26 protein-coding genes and 1 pseudogene are annotated in these 26630 nt (G+C 39.1%); 11 read left to right on the top strand and 16 right to left on the bottom strand.

Annotated elements, in window-relative coordinates; translation table 11 throughout:
• The first annotated feature begins 64 nt into the window (after positions 1–64).
• On the top strand, positions 65–3817 hold the full coding sequence (gene putA, locus J502_RS08880) for a trifunctional transcriptional regulator/proline dehydrogenase/L-glutamate gamma-semialdehyde dehydrogenase (RefSeq protein WP_034683852.1): 3753 nt from the start codon (positions 65–67) through the stop codon (positions 3815–3817).
• A gap of 81 nt (positions 3818–3898) precedes the next feature.
• Here putA and J502_RS08875 read toward each other — a convergent pair whose 3' ends face one another.
• The 5 genes from J502_RS08875 to J502_RS08855 form a co-directional block, all read right to left on the bottom strand.
• Complete coding sequence (locus J502_RS08875) at positions 3899–4489, bottom strand: uracil-DNA glycosylase family protein (RefSeq protein WP_034683850.1); 591 nt, start codon at positions 4487–4489, stop codon at positions 3899–3901.
• 186 nt (positions 4490–4675) lie between these two features.
• Positions 4676–5419 carry an SDR family oxidoreductase gene (locus J502_RS08870; RefSeq protein ID WP_005025800.1) on the bottom strand — a complete coding sequence of 248 codons (744 nt, stop codon included), beginning with the start codon at positions 5417–5419 and terminating at the stop codon, positions 4676–4678.
• A 12-nt stretch (positions 5420–5431) separates the two neighbouring features.
• Complete coding sequence (locus J502_RS08865) at positions 5432–6130, bottom strand: histidine phosphatase family protein (protein ID WP_005014429.1); 699 nt, start codon at positions 6128–6130, stop codon at positions 5432–5434.
• Positions 6127–7248 (bottom strand): phosphotransferase family protein, encoded by a 1122-nt coding sequence (locus tag J502_RS08860; protein ID WP_005014431.1) that lies wholly within the window; start codon positions 7246–7248, stop codon positions 6127–6129. The genes J502_RS08865 and J502_RS08860 overlap by 4 nt, the downstream gene beginning before the upstream one ends.
• A gap of 20 nt (positions 7249–7268) precedes the next feature.
• On the bottom strand, positions 7269–8510 hold the full coding sequence (locus tag J502_RS08855) for an acyl-CoA dehydrogenase family protein (RefSeq protein WP_034683848.1): 1242 nt from the start codon (positions 8508–8510) through the stop codon (positions 7269–7271).
• Positions 8511–8601: 91 nt separating this feature from the next.
• Between J502_RS08855 and J502_RS08850 the strand changes: the two genes are divergently transcribed.
• Positions 8602–9522 (top strand): LysR family transcriptional regulator, encoded by a 921-nt coding sequence (locus tag J502_RS08850; RefSeq protein WP_034683846.1) that lies wholly within the window; start codon positions 8602–8604, stop codon positions 9520–9522.
• Here the strand turns inward: J502_RS08850 and J502_RS08845 are convergent.
• From J502_RS08845 to J502_RS08825, 7 genes are all read right to left on the bottom strand, one after another.
• Entirely contained in the window at positions 9519–10991 is a 1473-nt protein-coding gene (locus J502_RS08845) for an aminotransferase-like domain-containing protein (RefSeq protein ID WP_005404112.1), read from the bottom strand. The genes J502_RS08850 and J502_RS08845 overlap by 4 nt on opposite strands.
• 53 nt (positions 10992–11044) lie before the next feature.
• Complete coding sequence (locus J502_RS16945) at positions 11045–11194, bottom strand: hypothetical protein (RefSeq protein WP_005014443.1); 150 nt, start codon at positions 11192–11194, stop codon at positions 11045–11047.
• A complete protein-coding gene (locus J502_RS08840; protein ID WP_005404113.1) occupies positions 11187–11999 on the bottom strand; it encodes a hypothetical protein in 813 nt (270 codons plus the stop codon). Before J502_RS08840 ends, J502_RS16945 begins: the two co-directional genes overlap by 8 nt.
• A 138-nt stretch (positions 12000–12137) precedes the next feature.
• Complete coding sequence (locus J502_RS16825) at positions 12138–12245, bottom strand: hypothetical protein (RefSeq protein ID WP_005014449.1); 108 nt, start codon at positions 12243–12245, stop codon at positions 12138–12140.
• 16 nt (positions 12246–12261) lie between these two features.
• Complete coding sequence (cydB, locus tag J502_RS08835; RefSeq protein WP_005014451.1) at positions 12262–13266, bottom strand: cytochrome d ubiquinol oxidase subunit II; 1005 nt, start codon at positions 13264–13266, stop codon at positions 12262–12264.
• Positions 13259–14704 carry a cytochrome ubiquinol oxidase subunit I gene (locus tag J502_RS08830; protein WP_034683845.1) on the bottom strand — a complete coding sequence of 482 codons (1446 nt, stop codon included), beginning with the start codon at positions 14702–14704 and terminating at the stop codon, positions 13259–13261. The genes cydB and J502_RS08830 overlap by 8 nt, the downstream gene beginning before the upstream one ends.
• Before the next feature lie 283 nt (positions 14705–14987).
• Positions 14988–15422, bottom strand: a complete 435-nt coding sequence (locus J502_RS08825) for a DUF2946 family protein (RefSeq protein ID WP_075039889.1) — start codon at positions 15420–15422, stop codon at positions 14988–14990.
• A gap of 268 nt (positions 15423–15690) precedes the next feature.
• Between J502_RS08825 and J502_RS08820 the strand changes: the two genes are divergently transcribed.
• Entirely contained in the window at positions 15691–16128 is a 438-nt protein-coding gene (locus J502_RS08820) for a MarR family winged helix-turn-helix transcriptional regulator (protein WP_034682207.1), read from the top strand.
• The gene (locus J502_RS08815) at positions 16125–17327 is read left to right on the top strand and encodes an MFS transporter (RefSeq protein WP_034683841.1); all 1203 of its coding nucleotides are present in this window, start codon (positions 16125–16127) and stop codon (positions 17325–17327) included. The genes J502_RS08820 and J502_RS08815 overlap by 4 nt, the downstream gene beginning before the upstream one ends.
• Before the next feature lie 85 nt (positions 17328–17412).
• Here J502_RS08815 and J502_RS08810 read toward each other — a convergent pair whose 3' ends face one another.
• Complete coding sequence (locus J502_RS08810) at positions 17413–17904, bottom strand: hypothetical protein (RefSeq protein WP_005405471.1); 492 nt, start codon at positions 17902–17904, stop codon at positions 17413–17415.
• Between the two features lie 551 nt (positions 17905–18455).
• On the opposite strand from J502_RS08810, the gene J502_RS08805 reads away from it, so the two are divergent.
• Both J502_RS08805 and J502_RS08795 read left to right on the top strand, forming a co-directional pair.
• A complete protein-coding gene (locus J502_RS08805; RefSeq protein ID WP_005014460.1) occupies positions 18456–18668 on the top strand; it encodes a hypothetical protein in 213 nt (70 codons plus the stop codon).
• A gap of 1083 nt (positions 18669–19751) precedes the next feature.
• Positions 19752–20108, top strand: coding sequence for a hypothetical protein (locus J502_RS08795; protein WP_034683839.1), 357 nt, complete (start codon positions 19752–19754; stop codon positions 20106–20108).
• A gap of 182 nt (positions 20109–20290) precedes the next feature.
• Here J502_RS08795 and J502_RS08790 read toward each other — a convergent pair whose 3' ends face one another.
• Positions 20291–20767, bottom strand: coding sequence for a GNAT family N-acetyltransferase (locus J502_RS08790; RefSeq protein ID WP_005014465.1), 477 nt, complete (start codon positions 20765–20767; stop codon positions 20291–20293).
• Between the two features lie 404 nt (positions 20768–21171).
• Here J502_RS08790 and J502_RS16575 point away from each other — a divergent pair.
• Positions 21172–21363 (top strand): annotated as a pseudogene (locus tag J502_RS16575) (DMT family transporter); the annotation flags it as partial.
• Between the two features lie 644 nt (positions 21364–22007).
• Here the strand turns inward: J502_RS16575 and fumC are convergent.
• Positions 22008–23402: a class II fumarate hydratase gene (fumC, locus tag J502_RS08785; RefSeq protein WP_005014466.1), complete on the bottom strand. Its 1395-nt coding sequence runs from the start codon at positions 23400–23402 to the stop codon at positions 22008–22010.
• A gap of 120 nt (positions 23403–23522) precedes the next feature.
• Positions 23523–24530 (bottom strand): NAD-dependent epimerase/dehydratase family protein, encoded by a 1008-nt coding sequence (locus J502_RS08780; RefSeq protein WP_005014467.1) that lies wholly within the window; start codon positions 24528–24530, stop codon positions 23523–23525.
• Between the two features lie 87 nt (positions 24531–24617).
• On the opposite strand from J502_RS08780, the gene tusD reads away from it, so the two are divergent.
• From tusD to J502_RS08760, 4 genes are read left to right on the top strand one after another with little or no spacing between them, the layout of a single operon-like run.
• Positions 24618–24986, top strand: coding sequence for a sulfurtransferase complex subunit TusD (gene tusD, locus J502_RS08775; protein ID WP_005014468.1), 369 nt, complete (start codon positions 24618–24620; stop codon positions 24984–24986).
• Positions 24987–25029: 43 nt separating this feature from the next.
• The gene (locus J502_RS08770) at positions 25030–25380 is read left to right on the top strand and encodes a hypothetical protein (RefSeq protein WP_005014469.1); all 351 of its coding nucleotides are present in this window, start codon (positions 25030–25032) and stop codon (positions 25378–25380) included.
• Between the two features lie 18 nt (positions 25381–25398).
• The gene (locus tag J502_RS08765) at positions 25399–25683 is read left to right on the top strand and encodes a hypothetical protein (protein ID WP_005014470.1); all 285 of its coding nucleotides are present in this window, start codon (positions 25399–25401) and stop codon (positions 25681–25683) included.
• A 16-nt stretch (positions 25684–25699) separates the two neighbouring features.
• Positions 25700–26014, top strand: a complete 315-nt coding sequence (locus J502_RS08760) for a TusE/DsrC/DsvC family sulfur relay protein (protein WP_005014471.1) — start codon at positions 25700–25702, stop codon at positions 26012–26014.
• Positions 26015–26630: the final 616 nt, after the last annotated feature.

Genomic DNA, 26630 nt, shown 5'->3' with positions numbered 1-26630 from the left:
TAATTATAAAATTATCTAAAGTGACTGATCATCACAGTTTTTAATATTGTCATCGGATACTGACATGAATGTAATGGATACATACAGCGCTCGGGAAAATGCCCAGCCACACTTCGGCTACATCACTGCTTTCAAGGAAGAAAGTAATTTTGAAGAACAGATTAATACTGCCTGGCGCCGTGCGGAGCCTGAAGCGGTAGAAGAGCTATTACAGGCAGCTGAGCTTTCTGCAGAGCTGGACCAGAAAATTCATGAACTGGCTTTTAATCTGGCACACAGTTTACGTGACCGTAAATCAGGTTCGGGTAAGGCTGGAATTGTACAGGGACTTTTACAGGAATTTTCTTTATCTTCGCAAGAAGGTATTGCACTGATGTGTCTGGCTGAAGCTCTTCTTCGTATTCCAGATACAGCTACCCGGGATCTGCTCATCCGTGACAAGATTAATCAGGGCAACTGGAAAGAACATTTGGGCCAAAGCAACCTGATGTTTGTAAATGCGGCAGCTTGGGGGCTAATGCTGACCGGTAAACTGATGGAAACACCAACTCGTACCAGCCTGTCAAGCATCCTGACAGGTATTCTGGCACGTAGCGGGCGTGGCATTATTCGTAAAGCTGTTGATGTTGCCATGCGTATGATGGGCGAGCAGTTTGTAACAGGTGAAACCATTGGTGAAGCACTGAATAATGCGAAATCACTTGAAGATAAAGGTTTCCGCTATTCTTATGACATGCTGGGCGAGGCTGCCCTCACAGCTGAAGATGCTGAACGCTATTATGATGATTACAGCCAGGCCATTCATGCAATCGGTCAGGCTTCTAAAGACAAAGATGTATATGATGGCCCGGGTATCTCAATCAAGCTTTCCGCCCTGCATCCGCGTTATCAACGTGCTCAGGTTATCCGAGTACATGAAGAGCTTTATCCTAAGATTCTCAAATTAGCCGAGCTGGCCAAAGGCTATAATATTGGCCTGAATATTGATGCTGAAGAAACCGAACGTCTGGAACTGTCTCTAGAACTATTAGAACGTCTATGTTTCGAGCCATCTCTGGCCCAATGGAAAGGTATTGGCTTTGTTATTCAGGCTTACCAAAAACGCTGCTTCAATCTGGTCGATTATCTGGTTGATCTGGCAAAACGTTCTGAAAAACGTTTGATGATCCGTCTGGTTAAAGGTGCTTACTGGGATAGTGAGATTAAAAAAGCCCAGATTGAAGGTATGTCGGACTATCCGGTATTTACTCAAAAAGTCCATACTGACCTGTCTTATATTGCATGTGCGAAGAAACTTCTCGCCGCACCTGAACAGATTTATCCGCAGTTTGCCACACACAATGCGCAAACACTGGCAACGATTTACCAACTGGCTAAACCGGAACAATATTATCCGGGTCAGTATGAATTCCAGTGTCTGCATGGTATGGGTGAGCCGTTATATGAGCAGGTAGTAGGTTCACGTCAGGACAAAAAACTGGGCATTCCATGCCGTATTTATGCGCCTGTCGGCAGCCATGAAACTCTTTTGGCCTATCTGGTACGTCGCCTGCTCGAAAATGGCGCCAACACTTCATTTGTAAACCGTATTGCTGACAAGAATCTGAGCATCGAAAGCCTGATCCGCAATCCTGTTCAGGAAATTAGAGAGACTGCAGCCTTTACCGGAAAACTGGGACAGAAACATCCTTCCATTCCTTTCCCTCAAGATTTGTATGGCAATCTGCGCCACAACTCTAAAGGCCTGGATTTGGCAAATGACCAGGTATTGAAAGCTCTAAATGATGCAGCAACCCGTTTTCATGATCAAACCTGGTCTAGCCAGCCTATGCTGGGACAGGAAATTGATTCCAGCCTGGAACGTAGTCTGGTCACGGTATTAAATCCATCTTCTCATCAGGATATTGTGGGTTATGTACATGAAGCGGAAGCTCAAGATGTAGAACTGGCACTGACTCTGGCACAAAAAGCTGAATCAGACTGGGCAAATACCACACCGGACCAGCGAGCAGGTATGCTGAAAAAAGCAGCTGACTTGATGGAAGAACGTATTCAGGAGTTACTGGTTCTTCTTTCTCGTGAAAGCGGTAAAACCTATGCAAATGGTCTTGCCGAAGTTCGTGAAGCGGTAGATTTCCTGCGTTATTATGCTACTCAAATGGAGTCAATTGCGGCTCAGAGTATAGTCACACCGTTGGGTACCGTTTTATGTATCAGTCCATGGAACTTCCCGCTGGCAATTTTCAGTGGACAAATCGCTGCGGCACTGGTGGCCGGTAATTGTGTAGTTGCAAAACCGGCAGAGCAAACTCCTCTCATTGCTGCTCTTGCCGTTGAACTGCTATGGGAAGCTGGTATTCCTCATAGCGTGCTGCAGCTTATGCCAGGCCGTGGTGAAACTGTAGGGGCATTACTTAGCCAGGATGCACGTATCCAGGGCATCATGTTCACCGGCTCAACTGAAGTTGCCAAGATTCTGCAAAAAACCGTATCAGGTCGTGTAACCCGTCATGGTCAGCCAGTGGTATTCATTGCTGAAACAGGCGGTCAGAATGCGATGATTGTGGACTCCTCTGCCCTAACTGAACAAGTGGTGCTCGATGTTTTGAGCTCAGCCTTTGACAGTGCCGGCCAACGCTGTTCCGCACTACGTATTTTATGTGTGCAGGAAGATAATGCAAAACCGCTTTTACATATGCTAAAAGGTGGCATGCAGCAGTTACGGGTTGGCAATCCGGTTTATCTGAATACAGATATCGGACCGGTAATTGATCAGGAAGCAAAAACCAATATAGAAAATCACATCCAGAAAATGCAGAAACAAGGTTACCCGGTATACCAGTTTGCGCATAATCCGGAGCAAAACCAGTTTAAAGATGGGACTTTTATTCTTCCAACACTTATTGAGTTACCAAACCTTAATGAACTCAAACGTGAAGTCTTTGGACCGGTATTGCATGTAATTACCTACAAACAGGGCCAGCTTGCGCAGTTACTTGATGCCATTCATGCTAAAGGCTATGGCTTGACTATGGGTTTACATACACGCATTGATGAAACAGTTCAAACGGTTATTCAACATGCAGAAGTAGGCAACCTTTACATTAACCGTAATATTGTAGGTGCCGTGGTAGGTGTACAGCCTTTTGGCGGAGAAGGTTTATCTGGTACAGGGCCAAAAGCGGGTGGTCCGCTCTATCTATACCGCTTGATGCAAAATTGTCAGCCTAAAAAACTGGAACAGCCGTTTGCAGTACAGACAGTGAACCATACAAGTGCTAATCCGTTATATGTCGATTTTCTGGCTTGGGTAAAACAGAATCTGCCACAATATACTTTGGGCCAAGAGCAAAGCTTCTTTGCAGGGAAAGTATTTGAATTGCAGGGACCAACCGGGGAATCAAACCAGTATGCTGTGTTACCACGTAAAAGAACTTTAAGTCTGGCAGAGAGTGAGCAGGAACAGATTGCTCAACTTATTGCAATTTTCTCGGTAGGCAGTCAACCAGTTTTACTTAAAGGTAATAACTTCTATCAAAAACATGCAGCCAGGTTACCTGAAGTTATACGTCAGCAATTCCACATCATTGAAAATATTCAAACTGGTGATTTTGATGCCGTGTTACATCATGGTAGTCAAAACCAACTTATGAATCTGCAGAAACAGATCGCACAGCGCGAAGGTGCAATTGTTGGAATTACTCACTTAGAGCCGCAACAGTTACAGATTCCGGTTGAGCGTTTAGTTATTGAACGTGCAATCAGTATTAATACTGCTGCTGCAGGTGGTAATGCCAGCCTGATGACGCTGGTATAAGCTGGCTATAAAAATCTAACAAAAATGCGGTCTATATAGGCCGCTTTTTTAATATGGATCCTTTTGAAATGATCAGATTCATTAAATCAGGCCAATTTCCTGAAAAAAGTTCCCATATAATTCCGCTTTTTTTTCAAGAGCTAATGGATATGCGCGTGATGAAGATGGCATACGGTATAGATTCAGGTCTCTGCCCATAAAATGGGTATGGCTCGGCATAGCAATAGTGGGTTTTTCAGTTCCTTCAGGTAAAAGGGAAATTAGTGTTTCTGTTGCTTTATCTCCTGTGGTCATTAGAGTATGACATTCAGGAATCGGCATAAGCAGCTCTTCAAGCTTGACTGTAGTCACGATTTGCAAGAATTTATCTGAAGCATTGCCCTTTAGACGAATTACTTTTTCCGCAACATCATAAATGGCTATACCTTTATCTACCAGAAACTCGCAAATTAAAGTTTCATTAAAACTTTTTTTATCCATATCAAGAAAATAGTTTTTATTTTCAAAAAAAATAAGACCGAAGATTCGCCACATATCATTTTGAAAGTTCGGATAGTAAAACTCCATTTTCCAGCGCTCACGCGATGGTGGAAAACTTCCTAACATCAACAGCTTTGCATTTTCTGGTAAAAAAGGTGTAAAAGGATGAGTTTCAATCTGGTTTTCAAGCATACTGACTAATTTCCTGAATCACGTGTGCACTTTGATTTTTTGGTCTTCAAAATCTAATCTTTATAAAAATTACTTTAGTTTCAGATATAGTTCCATGCATACTTTGTTCAGGCTGTTAATTTCGGTAAACAGTACCTACATTTCTTTTTAATTCTGTTCAAAAAAAGACTCCGGAGAGTCTTGGTACTAGCTAAGTTTATTCACCAGTTTTAAAGGCAATATCTTCATTGCGATACCCATGGGTAACCATGGCCATTTTGGAACATAAGCTTTAACGGGCTCTCTTTCAATGGCTTCGACGAGTGCTTTGCTACCGGTTTTTTCATCCACTTCAAATGGAAGTTTTTTAGCCCCTTCATTCAGTTCGGTTCGAATATAACCAGGGAAAATTGTTGAAACCTTGATGGGAGTATTTAAAAGTTCAGCACGGATTCCTTCTGCCAGATGCGCTACAGCCGCTTTACTGGCAGCATAGGTAGAAAGGTGCTTTGGCAAGCCACGCATAGCACTCATGGATGAGATTACGACAAGATGACCGGCATTTTGTGCACGGAAAATTTCCACAGCTGCTTCACACTGGGCTAAAGCAGAAATAAAGTTAGTTTCTGCTGTAGCACGGTTAACTTCAAAATTTCCCTTACCAATACGGCGGCCTTCACCCACTCCTGCATTTACAATAATTCGATCAATTTTTCCGAACTCTTGCTTAAACGCCTTAAATACTTCAAAAACTTCATTGTAATGCGTTACATCCAGAGTTTTTGCAATAACTCTAATACCGTATTGAACCTCCAGCTCCTGCTTCAGCTGCTCCAAGCGCTCCATCCGTCGCGCACAAATTGCGAGATTATAGCCTTTTTGTGCAAATTCGCGTGCCATACCCGCGCCTAACCCAGAACTGGCGCCAGTAATTAAGATTGTTTTAGCCATGGTTTATTCCTTTTATATCCATGTAAGTAATTCAGGGTGAGTAGCCTTGATAAAATGATGTTCATTTAGGCTGAGCAATTGTGGCTCATTACCTACCAGACGCATAGTAGTTAGACTGGTATTGGCGATTGCCCAGTTAAGCGCAAAAGTCCGGTCAGGATTAAGCTCCAGAAGTTTGCCGACTGCTACCGATATAACCCCTCCTGAAGTGAAAACAATTGCATAACGTGGTTTAGATTTTTCTAGCTCATTACACAGGTTTACGAGTGCTGTTTCTACACGTTGCTTGAAGTGAGGCCATGATTCATCATATTCATGATGATAATCACCTCCTGTCCAACGCTGAATGGCACCTTCGAAGATTTTAGCCAGGTAAGCGCGTGGATTGCTTTCTTTGGCAACATCCTGCTTGAGCAGTGCAGGCTCATTAAAACGGGGTTCATAGCGAGAGAAAACCTGCTGATGGTTAAACTCATTCCATTCGCTCAATGTCTGGACCGGAACTTCAGGAAAGTATTCTGCAAGTGCCAGTTGAGCGGTCTGCTGATGACGCCGCATGCTTCCTGCTACTACATAAGGTTCATCTTTTAGAATCTTATTGAAGTACTGACCTAGAAGTTTAGCCTGCAGTTCTCCATTAGGAGATAGCTGGTCATAACTAGTGGCGCCAAACGAAGCCTGACCATGTCTAACCAGATATATTGTAGTCATTTTTTCAGGATCTCCTGCAACTTATGTACATATTTCTGGGCCAGCGGGTTTTCATGAATTTTCTGCTGAGCAATCAGTTTCAATGCACGTACATGCAAGGCCTGAATTATGATCCAGAAGTTTTTAAAGGCTGGATTTCGAGTTTGCCTATGAAAATAACGATAATAAATCTGTTGGGCAATGACCGCTAAACGAAAAATACCGAATACCTCATAAAAGGTCCAGTTATCAGGTTTCAGGCCAGTTTTATCCAGATAATATTCAACCACTTGTTTGCGGCTAAACATACCCGGTAAATGAGTTGGTTGACGTCGGGTAGAACGGAAGATCATATTATCAGTTGGTTCTACCCAGTAAGCCAAGGCGCTGCCCAGATCCATTAATGGATCACCCAAGGTGGCCATTTCCCAGTCTAAAACACCAATAACTTGTGTGGGCTGCTGCGGACTCAACACTACATTGTCAAAACGCCAGTCGTTATGAATTAAGCAGGTCTCTGAATCCTCTGGTATGTTATCCAGCAGCCATTTTCGGACATACTTAAAAGAAGGTACATTGATGGTTCTGGCCTTTTCATAGCGTTTGTCCCAACCTTCTACCTGACGCCGGCAATAGCCTTCGCCTTTACCAAGTTTTTCCAGCTCAGTTCCCTGATAAGGTACTTGATGTAATTCAATGAGCTTATCAATGACATTAATACATAGCTCATGTACTTGTGCTTCACCCAACTGAAGCTCTGGCGGCAGTTTGGCACGTGGAATAATTCCCTCTATACGCTTCATCACATAAAAGTCGCAACCGATGACAGACTCATCCTCACAAAGGGCGACCATTTGTGGTACTACCGGATAATAAGGTGCCAGATTTTTCTGTACTGTATATTCACGAACCATATCATGTGCAGATTTGGCTTTAGTCCCTTTAGGTGGACGACGTAGTATCAGATCCAGATTTTCATAGTTCAAGCGGTAAGTCCAATTTGAAGCCCCTCCCGAATACTGAGTTACTTCAACCTTACCCTGCAGATCAATACCCTGCTGTTTTAGCCATTGTTCTACAGCTTCAATATCTAGTTCTTCGCCTTTTTTGATCTGTCCACCAACATCAATTACCGTCATTTATTCTATTCCTGGAATTTTTAAGCTTTTCTTCGGGTACTATAACCACGTTTTGCCAGTTCTAGTTTGGCGATCATACCCTTATGTACTTCATCAGGGCCATCTGCCAGACGCAGACTGCGTGCCTGTGCAAAGAAACCTGTTAATACCGTATCACGTGACATACCGGCACCACCGTGAATCTGGATAGCCATATCTACAACTTTCTCAAGTACGCTAGGCGCCACCACTTTAATTGCAGAAATCTCTGTTAAAGCTGCCATATTTCCTAAAGTATCCATTTTGTAGGCAGCATACAAGGTTAAAAGTCGGGCCTGATCAATAGCTACACGTGCTTCTGCAATCCGCTCGAGATTGCCTCCCAGTTTTAGAATTTCCTTACCAAATGCAGTTCTTGACATACCACGCTCAATCATTAAATCTAATGATTTTTCCGCAGCTCCAATACATCGCATGCAATGATGTATACGCCCTGGTCCCAAACGTCCCTGGGCATTTTCAACCCCTTGCCCTGCCCCGCCAATAAAATGACTGAGTGGTACTCGTACATTGTTAAAGCTGATTTCACCATGTCCATGCGGAGCATCATAATCACCAAAAACAGGTAACATACGCTCAATAGTCACGCCTGCTGTATCAATGGGTACTAAAACCATAGAATGCTGGTGATGCCGGTCTTTACTCTCATCTGGCGTATGGGCCATAAAAATAATAACTTTAGCATTTGGATCCCCTAAACCTGATGACCACCATTTACGGCCATTAAGTACAATCTCATCACCTTCAATGACTGCTGTTGCCTGCATATTGGTAGCATCACTAGAAGCCACAGCAGGTTCAGTCATACAAAATACTGACCGGATTTCGCCTGCCAGCAATGGACTGAGCCACTGCTGCTTTTGCTCTTCACTACCATAACGCCAGAGTAGCTCCATGTTGCCACTATCTGGCGCATTACAGTTAAATACAGTAGGCGCCAGCAGACTACGGCCGGTCAGTTCAGCTATATGAGCATACTCCTGTACAGAAAGCCCTGCACCAAGCTCAGCATCTGGTAAAAACATATTCCACAGGCCAGCAGCCTTAGCTTTTTCTTTTAATACCGTCAACTGTTCAGGCCATTGCCAGCTCTTCCAGTTTCCATCGGGATTAAGTTGATGTACTTCTTCCCAGAATACTTTTTCTACAGGTTCGATTTCTGTTTCTATAAATTTACGGGTACGTTGAACAAAATCTTGTGCACGTGAAGAGAGCTCAAACATTTTTTATCCTTAGAAATCATCTTATTTTCTATTTACATTACCATAGCCTGAAACTTAATATGAACCAAATGATTTTATTCAATACTCAAATATGCATGAAATTCATAAAGAAAACTATCTCGACATTGCCATTTTTCATCATATGGATATCAATTTATATCCTCTTTTCATTGCAGTTTATGAGCAAAAAAGTATCTCCAAGGCAGCCCAAGTTCTATGCATCAGCCAGTCTGCTGCAAGCCATGCCTTGCAACGGTTACGATTACATTTAAAAAATGAACTGTTTATACGTAGCGGAGCGAGGATGCGGCCTACTCCTTTTGCCGAACAAATCTATTTACCTGTCAAACATGCCTTACTGGCGCTTCAGGGAATTTCAGTCCTTCAGCATCAAAATTTTGATGTCGGCATGGTTCACAATTTAAAGATCGCTATTCACGATGAAATCGAGCCATTAATTTTCCCCAAACTGATTCATCATTTTCAGAAGCTGAACAGTGATATTGAATTTTTGAGCAGTAAACTTGACCGAAAAATGATTATTAGTGATCTTGCTACACAACAAACGGATTTTGTCATTGATCTCGAACAGGATTTTGGACAAAGACTTTGCAATGAAAGGCTGGTTGAAGACCGCTTTGTAGTGTGTACACAGCTACCTGAAATGTCTAAAGAGTTATACTTTTCGGCCCAGCATATTGGTGTGTCATCACGGCGTAGTGGTGTATTGCTGGAAGATATTTATTTAAACCGTCAGGAACTGGTCCGTAAAATTTTTCTGCGCTGCCAGCATTATTCTACTGCCTTACAGGTTTTGGAACAGAGTGATCAGTTCATATTAACTATTCCAAAAAATATATTAGACAATCTTCACTACTCAAAACAGGTGCAGGTATATGAGTTACCTTTTGAACTGCCAGCCTTAAATCTGGCAATGTATTGGCATAAAGATCTAGATAAAAATATAAGACATCAGTTTTTAAGGAATGAAATTTTTAATCTATTTTCCTAGGGAACAATAATATTATTCACTCGCTTCAGTTCTGTCGTAATCAGGCTATGCAGTTGTAGCATACATGACTTAATTTCTGTCGGGTTCAGTGAGCTGAACCCCAGTACAAAACCATAGCTCGGATGCTGTGCATAAAACTGACTTAAACGAGTCAAACTAATATTCTTGAGTGCTGCCGCCTGGACAAGACTTTCCTCAAGTTCATCAGGTAAATTTTCTTTAAAGTAACAGGCAACCTGCATTGCAGGCGAATGCTCATGGATAAAACAAAATTCACTTAAATACTGATGAAAATAAAAAATAAAGGCTTCATAACGCTCGTGATAGATCCGCTGCATTTGAGTAAGGTATTCAGCGTAATAACCCCGCTGCATAAATTTCCCAAGAATGGTTTGAAAATACTGGGAAGGTGCACTGCCATCTATATAGTTCCGATAACGAGTAAAGGCATCTACCAGTGCATTGGGCAAAATCATGTAAGACATACGCAGGCTTGGTAATATATATTTGCTAAAAGACCCGATATAAATAGTGCGCTGACAGGAATCCAGACCCAGTATTGCGTCATTTTCTGATCTATTTAAAAGTAGGGCATCATAATCATCTTCAATAATAAAACTATTTTGCTGCCGGGCGTATGCCACAATTTCTTTTTTGCGCTGCATACTCATTTGTATTCCAGTTGGATACTGGCTTGCCGGTGTCACATAAATAGCTTTAATATCAGTAAAATGATGGCAGTGCTCAATCATTAAACCTTGGGCATCAATATCACAATAGTGTATATTTAGCCCCATCATTTTAAAAAGATGACTGGCATTGGAATAGTAAGGATTTTCCATGATTACCCGGTCATTAGGGTGAAATAATACTCGTCCGCATAAATATAATGCCTGCTGTGTACTATTTACGATCAGTATATTTTCTGGTTGTACCCGGCTATGACGCTGTGTATTAACCAGATTGGCGATTTCTTGTCTGAGTAATGGAAGACCTTGAGTATTATCTTTTAAAAAGATATTTAGTCCGTTCTGCTCTAAAGCCAGTTTTTCGGTGTCATACCATTTTTTAAACGGAAAATTTCGTACCTCTGGCATACCATCTGCGAAAAAATCCAGATTTTGATCAAAAAATAGAGTCTCCAGTTGAATCAATTGTTCAGGCAAGCTGAAGTTGCTTTCTTCCTGAATAGTACGTGGAATTTGAGAAGGAATACTAAAAGTCCCTTTACCCTTGACCCGATATACTAGTTTTTCGTTTTCTAAAAGTTCGTACGCTTTTTCAATAGTATCCCGTGAAATCCCCAAACTTTCAGAAAGGAAGCGGCTAGAGGGAAACTTAAATTCCTGAATATAATCTGATTCCTGTAAAAAATTCTTAATGGCCTGAAAGACTTTAAGAGTAAGCCGCCTTTCGGAGCTATGTTTGAGCCCATTTTTAACGCGCTGGAAAAACTCATTATTATTCATTAGCCACCTGAAACAAGCCCCAGATTTACTGAGGCTACTATTTTATAATGCTATCACTGATTCGCCATTTTTTTCTGATATGAAGGCATATATTCCGGTTCCTGAGTAACAGCCAGATAAAAGAATCCTAAAAACATACAGCCAAGTAAAATACTGATCAGTACTGTAATAATAGGAAACTTGGAGGAGGATTTTTTAGACATAAGAGGCTCTCTTAGTTAATTCGGTTTTATGTTTAAAAATAGTGTCTATAAATTCTTCATAAACAGATATTTTTTCCAGAATATGTTCGCTATATAGTAAGTCTTGAATAAGCTTTAAATTATTATTAATACTTAGGCTATTATTTAAGGTACTAAGTAATTCTGCATTGGTCTCAGCAATGAGCTCACATATTTCTGCCGCCGACTGAGTTTTTTTCTTACCTAATAAGCCAGCTAAGCTTGACCTGGTTATTTGCAGTTTACTGCTAGAAAACGGCAGATAGATAATCTTCGCATGCAGAGATTGCTCTAACATTTTCAGATTTTTATCATCGTAATTTTGAAGGTCAATAAAAATCACCTGTCTAAGTTTCGGATCAAGAAAAGCTCTTAATAGGCTGTATAGCTTGGTTTGCACACTGTTTAACTGCTGTGGTGCTATCTGAATAAAAAGTCCCATTTCATCCAGAGATTTTTCTTGTTTTATAAAATGAAGATTATCTATATTTAAATAATGACCTAACCATAACTTGGAGCTTACAGGTAAATAACAACTTATCTTGTACTGGAGAACAGCAAGAATAAATGGAGAAAAAAGATAAGCTATATTTTCCTGTTTATTTTCAATTTGTGCTATATGTACATATTCACAAGATTCAGGAAAATTCTGGCGCTGATAGATAGCATAGCCTAATCTCTGCTCCATCATCTGGCCAGAAGTGATATTAAAAAAAGGAAGTACAGTATCAAGATCGGAAGCTGTAGCTTGAAACGTCTGAAGAATTCGGTCAAGCAAAGGAGTCATACTTATTCCAAAAATATCGGCCTTAAATATTACTGCTTCACTATAGAGAAGACTGCTGGGAAAGTGGTCTGAAGCACTAAATGGAGGTGGTCTGTTTTAAACAGACCACTTTTTAATACTATACTGCAAACTGTACAATTAATAGGCAAGCTGTATTAAGACACGAAATAGCCCGGCCACTAAAACCAGACTGAAAAATCCCGCCAGCCATAACACTGCAAACCACTGCTTTTCTGAAAGCTTCATTATAACCTCCTTCTAGTTAGTGATAGCCTTCATCTCCTACCCGAACTTTATGGCGGAATACCCAATATGCCAAGCCGGTATAAACCAGAATAATCGGAATAAGAATTACAGCGCCCACCAGTGTAAACAGCTGACTGCTATGTGGGGCTGCTGCCTGCCAGATCGTTACGTCATAAGGAATAATGTAAGGCCATAGACTGATCAGGAAGCCAGTGAAAGCCAGAAAAACCAGCGCTAGAGTAAAAATAAATGGCTTATGTTCATTTTGTTTCTTGACAGCGCGTAAAGCAAGAACTGTGAAGATTACTACAAGAATTGGTACCGGACTGAAGTAGGTTAAATACGGCTGAGTAAACCAGCGCTCTGCTATAAGTGGCTGAGCAAAAGGTGTATATAAACTAATAGCTGCAAAAATAACCAGTAAAGCGATCAGCATTTTTGGCATTAAATGAAACATTTTCTGTTGTAGATCATGATCAGTTTTCATAATGAGCCAACCGCAGCCCAGAGTTGCGTACATTACGACCACACCTACTCCAGTGAATAGAGAAAATGGCGTTAGCCAGTCTAATGCACCCCCTACATATCGGCCATCTGCAATTTTAATTCCCTGAATGTACGCGCCCAAGATCACACCTTGGAAAAAACTTGACAGCAAAGAACCTAAAATGAATGATTTATCCCAAAAATGTTTTGTCCGGTTGGCTTTAAAGCGAAACTCGAATGCCACTCCACGAAAAACCAAAAATACAACCATCAAAATTATGGGCATATACAATGCAGACAGCACGGCGGAATAGACAATTGGAAATGCTGCGAATAACCCTGCACCACCGAGTACCATCCAGGTTTCATTACCATCCCAAACGGGAGCTACGGTATTCATCATTACATCGCGTTCCTGTTCCCCTTGAATAAAGGGAAACATGATACCAATGCCCAGATCGAATCCGTCCATTACTACATACATCAATACACCCAAGCCAATAATGGCTACCCAGATCAGAGATAAATCAATCATGATGTTTCTCCTTTATATCTTGATCGGTTGTGTCTGTTTTTTCAGTAGCTGCACTAAGTGGGCGCATTGGTGTTTTAAAATGTCCCGGTCCGCCATGATCGACAGGATCTGCATGAACAAATTCCGGACCTTTATGCATCAGACGCAGCATATAATAAATGCCGATTCCAAATACCACCGTATAAACCACTACAAAAATGATTAGTGTCAGACCGACTTGACTTGCCGGTACAGGCGACAAGCCATCTGCAGTCCGCATAACGCCATATACTACCCAAGGCTGACGCCCTACTTCTGTTGTAACCCAGCCAGCAAGCAGCGCTACAAATCCCGCCGGTCCCATTACTAAAGCAAAATATTGTAGCCCTCTATTTTCATATAAACGACCACCTTTACGTAGCAGTAATCCTCCTAAAGCCAGTAACAGCATTAATATGCCCAGACCGACCATAATCCGGAAACTCCAAAATACAACCAGAGAATTTGGACGATCTTCTGAAGCAAAATCCTTGAGGCCTTTTACGGTACCATCCATACTGTGAGTCAGGATTAAGCTACCCAGGTTGGGAATACCGACCGCATATTTGGTTTCTTCTGCTGCCATGTCTGGAATACCGAACAGGTAAAGTGGCATTCCTTCATTGTGGTTGGTTTCCCAATGTCCTTCCATTGCGGCAATCTTTGCTGGCTGATGCTTCAAAGTATTCAGACCGTGCATATCGCCAATGAAAATCTGTAATGGGGCAAGCACCAGCAACATCCAGAGTGCCATAGAGAAAGAAGTTTTTACCATAGCATCGCGACGGCCCTTTAACAGATGCCATGCTGCAGTTGCACAGACCAGTAAAGCTGAGACCAGAAAAGCTGCCATTCCCATATGGAATAAACGGTATGGAAATGAGGGGTTAAATATAATCGCTAGCCAGTCTTGCGGTACAATGATGCCATTTTCAATAGCATAGCCCGCAGGTGTCTGCATCCAGCTATTGGAAGACAGAATCCAGAACATTGAGATACAGGTACCTAGAGCGACCATAAGAGTGGCAAAGAAATGTGCTTTAGGACCGACCCTGCCCCAGCCAAACAACATAATACCCAAGAAACCAGCTTCAAGGAAAAATGCGGTTAACACTTCATAGGTCAGCAATGGCCCGGTGACACCACCTGCAAAACGTGAGAATTCACTCCAGTTGGTACCAAATTGATAACTCATTACGATACCGGACACTACGCCCATACCGAATGCTACAGCAAAAATCTTAATCCAGAACTTGTAAAGATCTTGAAAAATTGGATTTCGGGTTCTCAACCATCTCCATTCGAGTACAGCAAGAAAGCTTGCCAGCCCAATGGTAATTGAGGGGAAAATGATATGAAAAGAAACCGTAAAGGCAAATTGTATTCGTGCAAGCTCAAGCGCTGTTAAACCTAAGTCCATTACTTCACCTATATTATTCTACAGAGCACTGTATTGTTATTGTTAAGCACAAGTTGAGGTTGGAGCTTAAAGAAGCTTATCAATTCACAGTACTGAGATTGTTCAAAAGAAGCATGTGGCTTTATGTTTTGTTTTGTACGCAAGATATTGGTAATAATCCATGCGATAGATTTAACTTGCCGTACTGTAGCGTCTGAAGATAGTAATAACATAACTATTCTCTTTCTAAATTTAGATAAAACTGGTCTAGAGTAATGATTACCCTAAAGTTTAAGTTAATGATTTAGACAGGAATATATAAAGGAGGCGCTCGTCCCTGCGGAAGCAGGAACAGTCTTTGCAGACTAAAATAGATATGCCGAAATAATTGTTCAAGTGTAATGAGACGAATCTGTATACGAATCAGGATTTCTTTAAAATCTAAATAAGGGGGAAGGACCAGATTTCCATAGACTGTACAGTACTGGCATTGATGATTAGGATCATGGTGACTGCTGTCATGATCATGAACTGAGGAATCAGAGAGAAACCGGTGCTGTGATGTGTCATCCAAAGAAAAATACAGCTCATGCTGGTGCGGAGGCGCAAGTAATACATGAGTAATTTTCTCACAGACTGGCGCAACCTGATATCGCTGCGGTAATAATGGCTGCAAGAATACTGCAATCTGTAAACATACTGTTGCCAAGGCCAGCAACAATCCAGCACGTAATAGCAAAGCTTAATCTCGACCTGAACGGATTTCCGATTGATAAGCTAAAGCATGAAAAACATTGAAAAATAATTCCAACTTTTTGTGTATGCTTTCACTCTTTCCTTACTATAGTTTATAAAAACATATTTTGAAAGTGGCCTGAGTTAAAAACTTAATGTGGTCTGTTTTTAATACCTTTCCAAACACAACTTATAACAGATATGTAGTAGGACCTTGATTCTTACTGAACTCGGCACTATATTGTCAGATTTTAGTTACCCTAGTTAACTATATGTCTAATCTTCCTACTTTTCGTTCTGCACTTCTGGTTTCGGCTAGATTGATGAGTGATCAGATTAATACCATTCTTGAACCTTACAGCCTGAATTATTCATTATGGCAGGGACTACATACCATTCACTTTAAACATTCATGTACCTCAATTGATATTGCTGAATATTTAAATATCTCCAAGCCTGCTGTTGCAAAGCGAACACATATATTGATAGAGCTTGAGCTTCTGGAGCAAATTGATACAGAAGATAAACGGCAAAAAATGCTAACTTTATCTTCAAAAGGCTTGTCCCTGTTTGAACAATGCAGCAGTTGTATTGATCAATTTGAATATTCATTAATTCGGCACATTGAACCAGAACAACTGGCACTTGTAAAAGCCACGCTGGAATTAGTGTTGAAGCAACTTCAAGACTCCAAAAGAGGTGCAATATGAAAGACAGTGCTCCCTTATGGACCCAAAATTTTATTCTGGCCAGTGCTATTAACTTTCAGCTTATTCTGGTCTTCTATCTTCTAATAGTGGTTATTGTAGGTTATGCAGTCGCTGAACTAGGTGCTTCCACCGCACAGGCAGGTCTGATTTCTGGTCTTTATATTGTAGGAACCTTATTTGGGCGCCTGCTGATTGGAAAATTTTTATCTCGATTTGGACACAGGCTTACTTTGCTTACTGGCCTGAGTGGATTTTTCCTGTTTTCTGGCCTTTATTTTATAGAATATGGTATTGGCTTTTTACTATTTGTACGTGCTATTCATGGTTTCACAATGGGTGTAGCTTCTACTGTTCTAGGAACCCTGATTGCACAGATTTTACCAGTGTCTCGCCGTGGTGAAGGTATTGGTTATTATAGTATGAGCAGCACCTTGGGCACTGCTATCGGACCATTTCTAGGAATCTGGCTTAGTTTAAATTTTGATTATAATGTAATTTTTATATTCTCAAGCATAATTGCATTCTGCTGCCTGTTTACTGCTCTAGGTATAAAAATGCCCAACTTAGTAAGCAGACAGGAAACAGCAACAGCTTTACCTCCAAAATCTAGCTGGATTACACAGTTTATTGAGCCGCGTGCTGTGCCGATTGCCATTATTGTACTATTAACTTCAGTCTGCTATTCAGGTGTTCTTTCCTTTATTAATTTCTATGCAAAAAGTTTAGATCTGGCTAAGGCGGCTTCTATTTTTTTCCTGATGTATGCATTAGCGATACTATTTTCTCGTCCTTTTACCGGCCCTTTGGTGGACCGAAGAGGTGAAAATATCACCATGTATCCGGCTATTTTAATTTTAGCATTCGGCTTGTTCTTGCTAAGCCAAGTTCAAACTGCAAGTATGCTGCTAATTTGTGCGGGTTTACTAGGATTAGGTTTTGGAAATATTCAGTCAGTGTGTCAGACCATTGCTGTTAAAAGTACCAGTTTAGAGCGCATGGGACTTGCTACCTCAACCTTTTTTATTTTTCTGGATGCAGGGTTGGGATTTGGGCCTTATATACTCGGAAAATTACTGGAATATATAAACTACTCGCAGTTATATTTTATAAGCAGTCTTCTGGCTCTTATTTGCATTGTCCTATATTATCTGCTGCATGGTCGCAAGGTACGCGCACCATTTAAAACAGTAAACTTATAGAATAATTTTCTATTCTGATTTTAAGAATAAATTATCTTTAAATAAGAAGGATAGCTGTTGCTATCCTTTCTCAATCATTTTTAAATTATAGCTTTGCCATTAAAACCCGGTCTGAAACAAGTGATTTCCAGCTATCACGTAAAACAGGTAAATAAAATTTTTCACCCACTTCTACCAGTTCGGCATCAATCAAAGCATGGATTTCATGCATAAATAGATAATCTAAATCTATATCTGATAACTCAGGATGCTCTAATGATAAAGCTTTACGTTTTGCTTGGGCCTTTTTAACTAACTGATCTGCAAATTTTTTATCTTTAAATTTGGCAATAGCACCTAAACGTAGCTCAATGATTCCCCAGCCATTCAAAAGTTTCTTGAATAGTTCAAAATCCTGGGTTGTTGATTCCCAAGTCATTTTTTCCAGATCTTCATCATCCGGTAAAACGGGTAAAATCAGCTCCATCACGCTAGGAAAGATCTTTTTAAAATTTAGAATAAATTTAACTGGATGTTCACCTGGATAATCCTTAAATTGCACTTGTTTCTGAACATCTGTTAAATAAATATCGAGCATTAAAAATTTCCATAAATAAGTTACTGTTTTATAATGGCTTAAATTTTACCCAGCAAAACTTTAGCAAAATAATTGCAAAACAGTATTAAAAAGCAGTTTGCATTTTAGCAATTATGCCAACTAATTCAATGTTATTTGGCCAATGATTGAACTTATAAAAAGCCCTCAGTTGGGGGGTTACTCTTGCATGTATTACGCTCTAGTGTTTATTAATTAGCTAGACATCTCACATCATTCTCTTTTTATGATCAATATGCGCAAATTTAGTCATGTTGGGCTTTACAACCTCTGCCGATGAGTGCGGTCAGGATTGTTTCGGATAATATTACGAAGTACCAGAAGTTTTATTAACTGCTGAGGAAATAGAAGAACAACAATTTAAGGTGATTGGCGGGGTTTGGCAAATCTCATTTATAAAGATGGTAATTAAATTTCGGGTGTTAAATGTTCAAATATTCGGCATAATAAAATTATAATCGACATATAAATAGTCAATAAAACCTATTAATTGTGAAGCCACTCTATTTCAATATTTATGGAGAATAAAAAGAATGACCACCAAATCTGAAATTTGCCATACGGCAAAAGAACAAGTGGCTTTTGAGCTTATGAAGTACATAGCCGAGGTCGAAGCCTCAGAAGACCAGGAAAAGTACCATAAGCCTACTGTACGCGAATATTATTTACGTCTATATGGTAAGTGCCTACATGTGATTGAGTTTCCGGACTCAGACTTTAGAAAGCTGATGGATGATAGAGAATGATGTATATATTAGGATAGAAAATAACTAAATAAGAGAGTGTGTTAGACACAGTACTCTAGTAATGCTACTTAGATTTTCCCAAAAAAGGAAGACAAGTCAGTTTTTATGAGAGTTTAGTATTGATATTTATGAATTAGTAGAGAATTTGACAAATGACAAAATTGGCTTCAACTTTTTGCTAAAAATATCAATTTGTAAACCAGGTCAAATGGTCTAATAGAACCGCTTGCGGGGGAGTTGCGGCTTTACTTTTTCTCTAATTTTTTCCTCTTTGAAGAATCTTTATATTTTGATAAGTTTAATGCTCTAGATAAGATTAAATATTTCTGTAAATCACACAAATCTACATTTATTGAAAATGGTTATCTAATGGCAGGATTCTCCATTAAACAACTCGACTTTAAAGTTATTGAGTATACTGAACTTCTTAGTAAACTAATTAATTACCAATATAGGTCTAGAAGACTTCAAGCTATAGAGGATATTTTAACTTCTATAAGAGTGGTTTTTGAAAGAAAGTTTTCATCTATTGAAGTTAGTCCTAAACTTATAGGACATTTAGGATAGAAATATGATTTCAACTTTGCTCACCATGCGACATTTATTGATTATATTAAAGCGGATAAAATAAGAAGAATGCTCAATCCAGAAAATGATTGAGACTAAAAACCTTAATAGTGATATTTCATTCAATAAGATTATTGATGATTTAGAGAATGATTAGTCTAAATCAGAATAGATGATTTTTTCTGGTTATAATAAGGTTCAGTCTCTATCTAAATTTCTAGCAAGTTGAATATTCTTAATACTTTCCACCTTCAACGGTAGGTTTTTCTTTTAAATAGAATTCTGAAAAATTAAATAAAAAGATACTTAGCAACATACTCAAGAAACCCGCACCTCTTGCATCCATATGATTTCTGATTTTATTATGCAGGATATGAGGTCCAAAAATCATCTCAGTAAGAGCTTACACATTCAATTTTATATTTTTATTTTAAATCAAAGAATTAATTTTTTTAAAGTTTCTTTTTTACAAACTAAAATTTATAATTAGCAAGCTTTAATTAAAGGCAAACCTCGATGAAAACAGAAGTAGTCCTTATCCTTCTTTTCACTTTAACCATTACTGCATGTCAAAAACAACCTGAACAGCCTATGGCTGCTGAGCCTTCAAATGAACCAACAGTAACAGCAAAATTTGATCAGGCAGATAAAAAAATCACAGACTTTCTGGACCAGCTTGATCATCCTAATACATCACAGGAACGGCGCACCCAGATCATCTGTAAAGACTACCCTGCTGTTTATAAAAATGAGTATATACCGGCTTTACTAAAGCTCTCACCAAATGAGTATACTGAGCCTAAACTCCTTCAGGATATGAAGATTGCCTTAAACTATTATGTTCAGAAAGATAAGGTAATCTGTAACGAGTAATACCAGACTCGCTTATTCGTTAATTAGCTGATCTTCTAGCTAGAGTTGAACCAAATCTATTTTATTTACACTTATAAGCACTATTTTAAGGATTATAGAATAAACTGTAATTTATGAGGCCGCTATCTGAGCTTTACAAATACAGGTAACTAAGAGCTAATAAACAGTTAATAACTAATCTATTACTTATTAACGAGGGTCAAGCTATAGCGAAGCCTTGGAGCGGTATGAGTCACAGTAAGTCCTAGTGATTTCCAGAAAAAATTTGCGGGTTTAAGCTCATCGGTTTCAAGTTCGACAAGAACCGCGCCAAGACTTTGCCCCCAACTTATTACATTCTGCCATAGCGCTTTTCCAAGACCATGCCGATGGTATTCATCACGGACATAAAACTCTGCAACATTCAGGATAATATCGTCATCTTTGCTAAGCCAGGCATTAGCAATGGCAACAGGTTCATCGTTGAGATACATAATAAAAAATCCTCGATCTCCCTGCTTAAATCGTTGCTTCAAATCGGATGAGATCAGTTCTTGAATTTTGGTTTCACTATTATTAGTGTAAACATTCGGCCAGTGACGCTGAAAATATTCACAGCCCAATACAATAAAATCCTGCCACGCTTTCGATTGGGGATCAATACGTTCTATTCTTAGCATTATAAGTATCCAATGGTGGCATGAATAATCTCAACAACCCAGATTGTACATAGCCATTTGACACAGTGTCTATCCGGTTTTAATTAAAGGTAAATTTAGATAAAAAAATAACCCTCACCTTTCTTTTCGTTAAGAGGATAGATAACAGTAAAATTAGGGCTAACTAAACTCAATTATCTTGTTATTATATCCATACTAGTCCTGTGTTTTTATTATTTTTATTCAAGCATATATTGAGTAAGCAATACACCTTTTACTATTCTCTTATTAGTTTTACTTTAAGGTCCACTTATTATATTCAAAGTAGACGACTTCTACTGGTGCATTTTAAACTAAGCTGCACCAGTTTACACTTGTCGGGACGAGCTGATCGCTATTTAAAGTTAGCGATTATGGCATGAGTTATTCTACTTGTTGCAGGTATTTCTGAGATTGTCTGGGCGTATTCAATGAAGCTATCAGCAGACTTTACTAAACTCACCCCTAGTATTATTACCCTTTTCTTTATGGTTCTTAGTTTTGGTGTGCTTGCCTATTCAATGCGCACACTTTCCCTTGGTACGGCTTACACCATCTGGACAGACATTGGTGCAATGACCTGAGTATAGAAATTGCTGCTAACATTGACCAGAGTTATCAAACTTCGAACATAAGTTGGGGATTTTAAGCCTTAAATCTGGCAAGAATGCTGCTTCACACGACACAATATCTATCAAGAACATTTTTAACAGCGATTAAGCAAGTCAATGTCAATCTTGGATTAAGTAGTCGGCACTTACCAAGCTTTCATGAAATACCTATACTTCCATTCCCTTGTATAAGAAAGCTGGAAAATCAGCCTAAACCCTCGCAGACCATACAACTAAAAGAATAACAGAAATATATACTTCAAGGCATAAACTTATCTGAAATGAGGCAGATATTGGGATTGATCTTCCCTTTGATATGAATAAAAAATAAGCCACTTCTTGTGGCTTATTTATTGGATAAAATAACAGGAAAGTAGCCAGTAAAGCTAGATCATAATCCTTTATTTTACATGGTTTCCCAAGTAGCGATTTGGGCATATTTTTAAATAAAACTAATCATATAAAAATATTATGAAAAATAGCTGTTATATCTTTCCTGGAAATTAATATATATCTAACCAAATCATCAGCAGTTAATACCTATTGGACGAATTTATCCGCCTGATAAAAACTGCCGATGTTTAATTGGCTAGAAAATAATCCTGTCTAGATTACTTAGTATTTGGTGAAACCATTTTTTCCGGTCTGACTACTTCATCAAATTGCTGTTCAGTGACCAGATTAAGTTCTACAGCAACCTGCTTTAGTGTCTTTCCTTGTTTATAAGCTGTTTTAGCTACCTTGGCTGCATTTTCATATCCAATCACTGGATTTAAAGCCGTCACAAGCATAAGCGAGTTATGCAAGAAATAATCTATTTTTTCACGATTCGGCTCTATACCTACTGCACAGTTATCATTAAAACTATTACATGCATCACCTAGAAGCTGGATTGATTGTAATAAATTGAATGCAATCACTGGCATAAAAACATTTAACTCAAAGTTCCCTGAAGCTCCAGCAATATTAATTGTGGTGTCATTGCCCAATACCTGAGCAACCACCATAGTCATGGCTTCACTTTGGGTCGGGTTCACTTTTCCAGGCATAATACTTGAGCCCGGTTCATTTTCAGGAATATATAACTCTCCCAAGCCACAACGTGGCCCACTTGCCAACCAGCGAATATCATTAGCAATCTTGTTTAGGCTTGTAGCAAGCGTCTTTAAAGCACCTGATGCAAATACAGCTGCATCACGGCCTGCCAGAGCCTCAAATTTGTTAGGGGCTGTTACAAAAGGCAAGCCAGTGAACTGTGACAGTCGCGTTGCAGCTTTTTCAGCATATTGGGGATGAGCATTTAAACCTGTGCCTACTGCTGTACCCCCTAGTGGCAATTCGTACAATCCTTCAAGAGCCTGATTCAGACGTTTTAATCCATGATCTAACTGTGATACATAGCCACTAAATTCTTGACCTAACGTTAAGGGGGTTGCATCCTGCAAATGGGTACGACCAATCTTAACAATATCTTTAAATTCTTTAGATTTTCGTTCTAAGGTATCTTTTAATCTGGTGACCGCCGGTATAAGAAGTTCATTAATTTGCAAACTGGCTGCTACATGAATTGCAGTCGGAAATGAATCATTAGTAGATTGGGCCCGATTTACATGATCATTTGGATGAACCGGCTTTTGTGAACCTAAAGCATTTCCCAATTTCTGGTTGGCAATATTGGCAATTACCTCATTACAGTTCATATTGCTCTGGGTGCCTGAGCCAGTTTGCCATACGACTAGCGGAAACTGGGCATCCCATTTACCTTCAATCACCTCTTCAGCAGCACCAACGATATAACCAGAAATTTCATCTGTGATCTGGCCAAGTTCGGCATTGGTCATTGCTGCCGCCTTTTTAACCAGCCCCATTGCACGAATCATAGGACGCGGCAGACGTTCCTGTCCAATTTTAAAGTTTTGCAAACTGCGCTGTGTTTGAGCTCCCCATAAAGCTTCATTTGGGACTTCAACCTCACCCATAGTGTCGTGTTCGATTCGAGTTTGCATAAACGTCCTCTATCTTTGTACTGAATTAAGAATATATTCAATCATTTAAAACTGCTCGTAATCTATTATGCTAAGCAATAATCACCTTTATGTAAATAATAATCATTTTTATTAAAGTAATTATTGCCCTTGTAGTGTATTCTGATAAAAACGCCACTCATCCTCAATCATCTGTTTCAAGGTGCGTTTAGGCCCCCACTGAAGCTGAATTTTAGCTTTATTCAAATTAGCACCTAACTGCTCAAGCTCATCGAGTTTATGGGTTGCATCGATGGTACGAATGTCTGATTGAGTATGAGTCGCTACCTGATCTAATAGGGCTTGTATAGAAACTACTTTCTCTCCGGCAATATTAAATGCTTCACAACAATGATATTGATTTTGCAGCCAGAGCAAGCTTGAAATTATTGCATCACATGCATCAAGTACATGTAAAAAACTTCGCTCTACAGTGTGATCCTCTGTATTTGCGTGACGCTGTAATTCAATATATTCCCGTTGCATTGCTGCGGCCTGCATAGCCATCGGCATAATGTTTTTTGGTAAAGGTGTCACATATTCCCCTAAAACTCCGTGTTCAAAAGCTCCCGCCACATTACCCAGCCTTAAAATAGCTATTTTCCATTCATTATCTGTTTTATAAGTATCATAAATAATCTCTTCAACCATCTGTTGAGATTTAACATAAGGATTCGGGTAGGTATAGTTAAATGGCTCATCTTCTGTGAGATCCAAACCGGATTTACCATATACCGCCAAAGAAGATAAATGTACTAGAGAGCGGACACCTGTGCGCTGCATTGAACGTAACAGACTCATGATACAACTGACATTATCATTGTAATATTCAAGTGGTTTTAATCTAGATTCTTCAAGAGACTTGAATGCAGCAGCATGAATCACAGCATCAACTGAATACTGTTCAAAAACTTTATTCAGGGCAGGCGTATTACGTACATCAATTTTTACAAATGGCACATACATTCCGGAAATATATTCAAGTCTTTCCAGAGTTTGCAAATTAGCATTGGCCAGATTATCAACAATAATGACCTCTTGCCCTTGAGCTAGCAAGTTTAAAACTACATGCGAGCCGATAAAGCCTAAACCACCAGTCACTAAAATCATTGTATACTACCCTTAAATGATGATGCGTATTGCTCCGTCATAACCCTGATCGAAACAAATCACTGATCTAAACCGAATGAATATTTAATGAGTACCCTACTACTAATTACCTCTGCTCCGACTTCAATATATGCCTGGCATGCACTTGGTCTTGCTCAGGCCTTAAAAACTAAAGATGAAAACTTTCGTGTATTTTTTTACCAAGATGGTGTAATGGTAGCCAATAGCTTGCAATGGTTACCAGATGATCAGCGCAGTTTGACTCACGAGTGGCAAAAACTAAATATTCGCTTACCGGTATGTGTCAGTGCAGCACTAGCACGTGGCATTACTGATGAGCAGAATGCACAGCGTCATCAGATCAGTCAATACAACCTTGCTCAGGGATTTGAACTGGTTGGATTAGGTGAACTGGCAGATGCCGTACAGTCTGCTCAACGTTTAATTCAATTCTAAGTTGTTATTTTCAATAGATTGTTGCTTTTAAAAGGTGAATTGTGTGAGAACTGTACTTGTTATATTAACCCAGCCTAACCTTGGTAGTTTACAGATACATGAAAGCCTTTCAGCCACAATGGTTTTGGCGACTTTTGGCTGTCAAGTCAAAGTGTTACTGCAAGATGCAGCTCTCACTCTATTACGCTCCAAATTAGAATTTGACCAGTTACGCTATGCCTTCAAGATTGCATCAAATCTGTTAGATAGTTTTGAATTTTATGATTTAACACCTGTACTTATAGAGGAAGAAGACCAAAACTCTTCTTTTGTAAAAAATACTCAGCAGGAAATTCAAATTGTAAAGTTTGATGCCGAATTAATTCGCTCTTTTGATCATGTTCTGTATTGGTAATTTTCACGAGTAATATATATGACAGATAAAACCCTTTTTCTTGTACAGTCAGATTACTCCTCCACTCCTCAGGCATTAAGCAAATTAGAGAAAATTTATAGTCCTGAAGATACCATAGTCCTTATGGGTGAAGCAGTGCTGTATTTTTCTGTCGAGTGGTTAAAAGAGTGTACCTCCCTTTTCATATTAAGAACTGATACAGAACTTTTAATAGAAGAACTCCCTGATTTTATTGATCAAATTGATTATTTAAAATTTGCAGATATTATTTTGCAATTCAATCGTTGTATTCGCTTGAAATAATACTTAGGCTATTTTTATGAATCTTAAACTGGATCAGGACGGCCATCTGGTCGATTATACATTGTGGAATGAAAAGGTTGCTCAGCAACTGGCAAAATCACTGGAGCTTGAATTAACTCCTTGGCACTTCAGAGTCTTACAAGCCGTACGTCAGTTTTACCATCAGTATGGGCATTCTCCTGCCACCCGCCCGCTAATTAAGTATCTGATCAAGACTCTGGATGATCCATTAATTGATAATGCCCTTTTACAGGAAAAATTTAATACCGGTCTAGTTGCTCGGCACTTGAGCCGTCTTGCTGGTATTCCTAAACCTGCTAACTGCCTTTAAAAGTATTTTAAATAGGAAATGAGCAAGATGAAGCCAATTAAAATAGAATAACTTCTTGTTTCCTCTTCTTTTGCTCAAGATATAAACAGGAAAACTTACTGGTAATTAAGATTTTGCCAATATGACTTGCTGAATACTCAGACTGGGATGAGATCAAGTTCCAGCTAGTATGAACAAAAAGGTCAACTTGCTGTATGATATTTATACTATATATTTTTACTGAAAATTTATTTAGATTAAGTAAATCTCCTATTTATTTTCTTTAGATCTATTGGCTACTTAATAACTATAAATTCACCTTTAGTAAATTTTTCAATTAAAAATTTTTAAGTAGATTCATGAGTAAATGAAGAAAAACCCAACTTTATGTATGCAAACCTTCTTTAATAGGACTCTCGTTAAAATCCTCTTCTTTTTAAAAAAATTTTTTTAATTTCAATAGTTTAATCATATATTATTAAAAATAAATTTTTTATTTATCATTCATTTAAGATATTAAATTAAAAAATAGAATCCTCGAATTTCCGCATAAATCAAACATTTTATAGATTTAAAAATTTATGTAATAATTTTTAAATCTATAAAAAAATATTTACAGAAAAATTAATGATAAAAT

Origin of the sequence: Acinetobacter sp. 1294596, from assembly GCF_000582925.1 — a bacterium.
GTDB lineage: Bacteria > Pseudomonadota > Gammaproteobacteria > Pseudomonadales > Moraxellaceae > Acinetobacter > Acinetobacter radioresistens.
The sequence above is the reverse complement of the archived record's forward strand: the minus strand, read 5'-3'. Positions and strand labels throughout refer to the sequence as shown.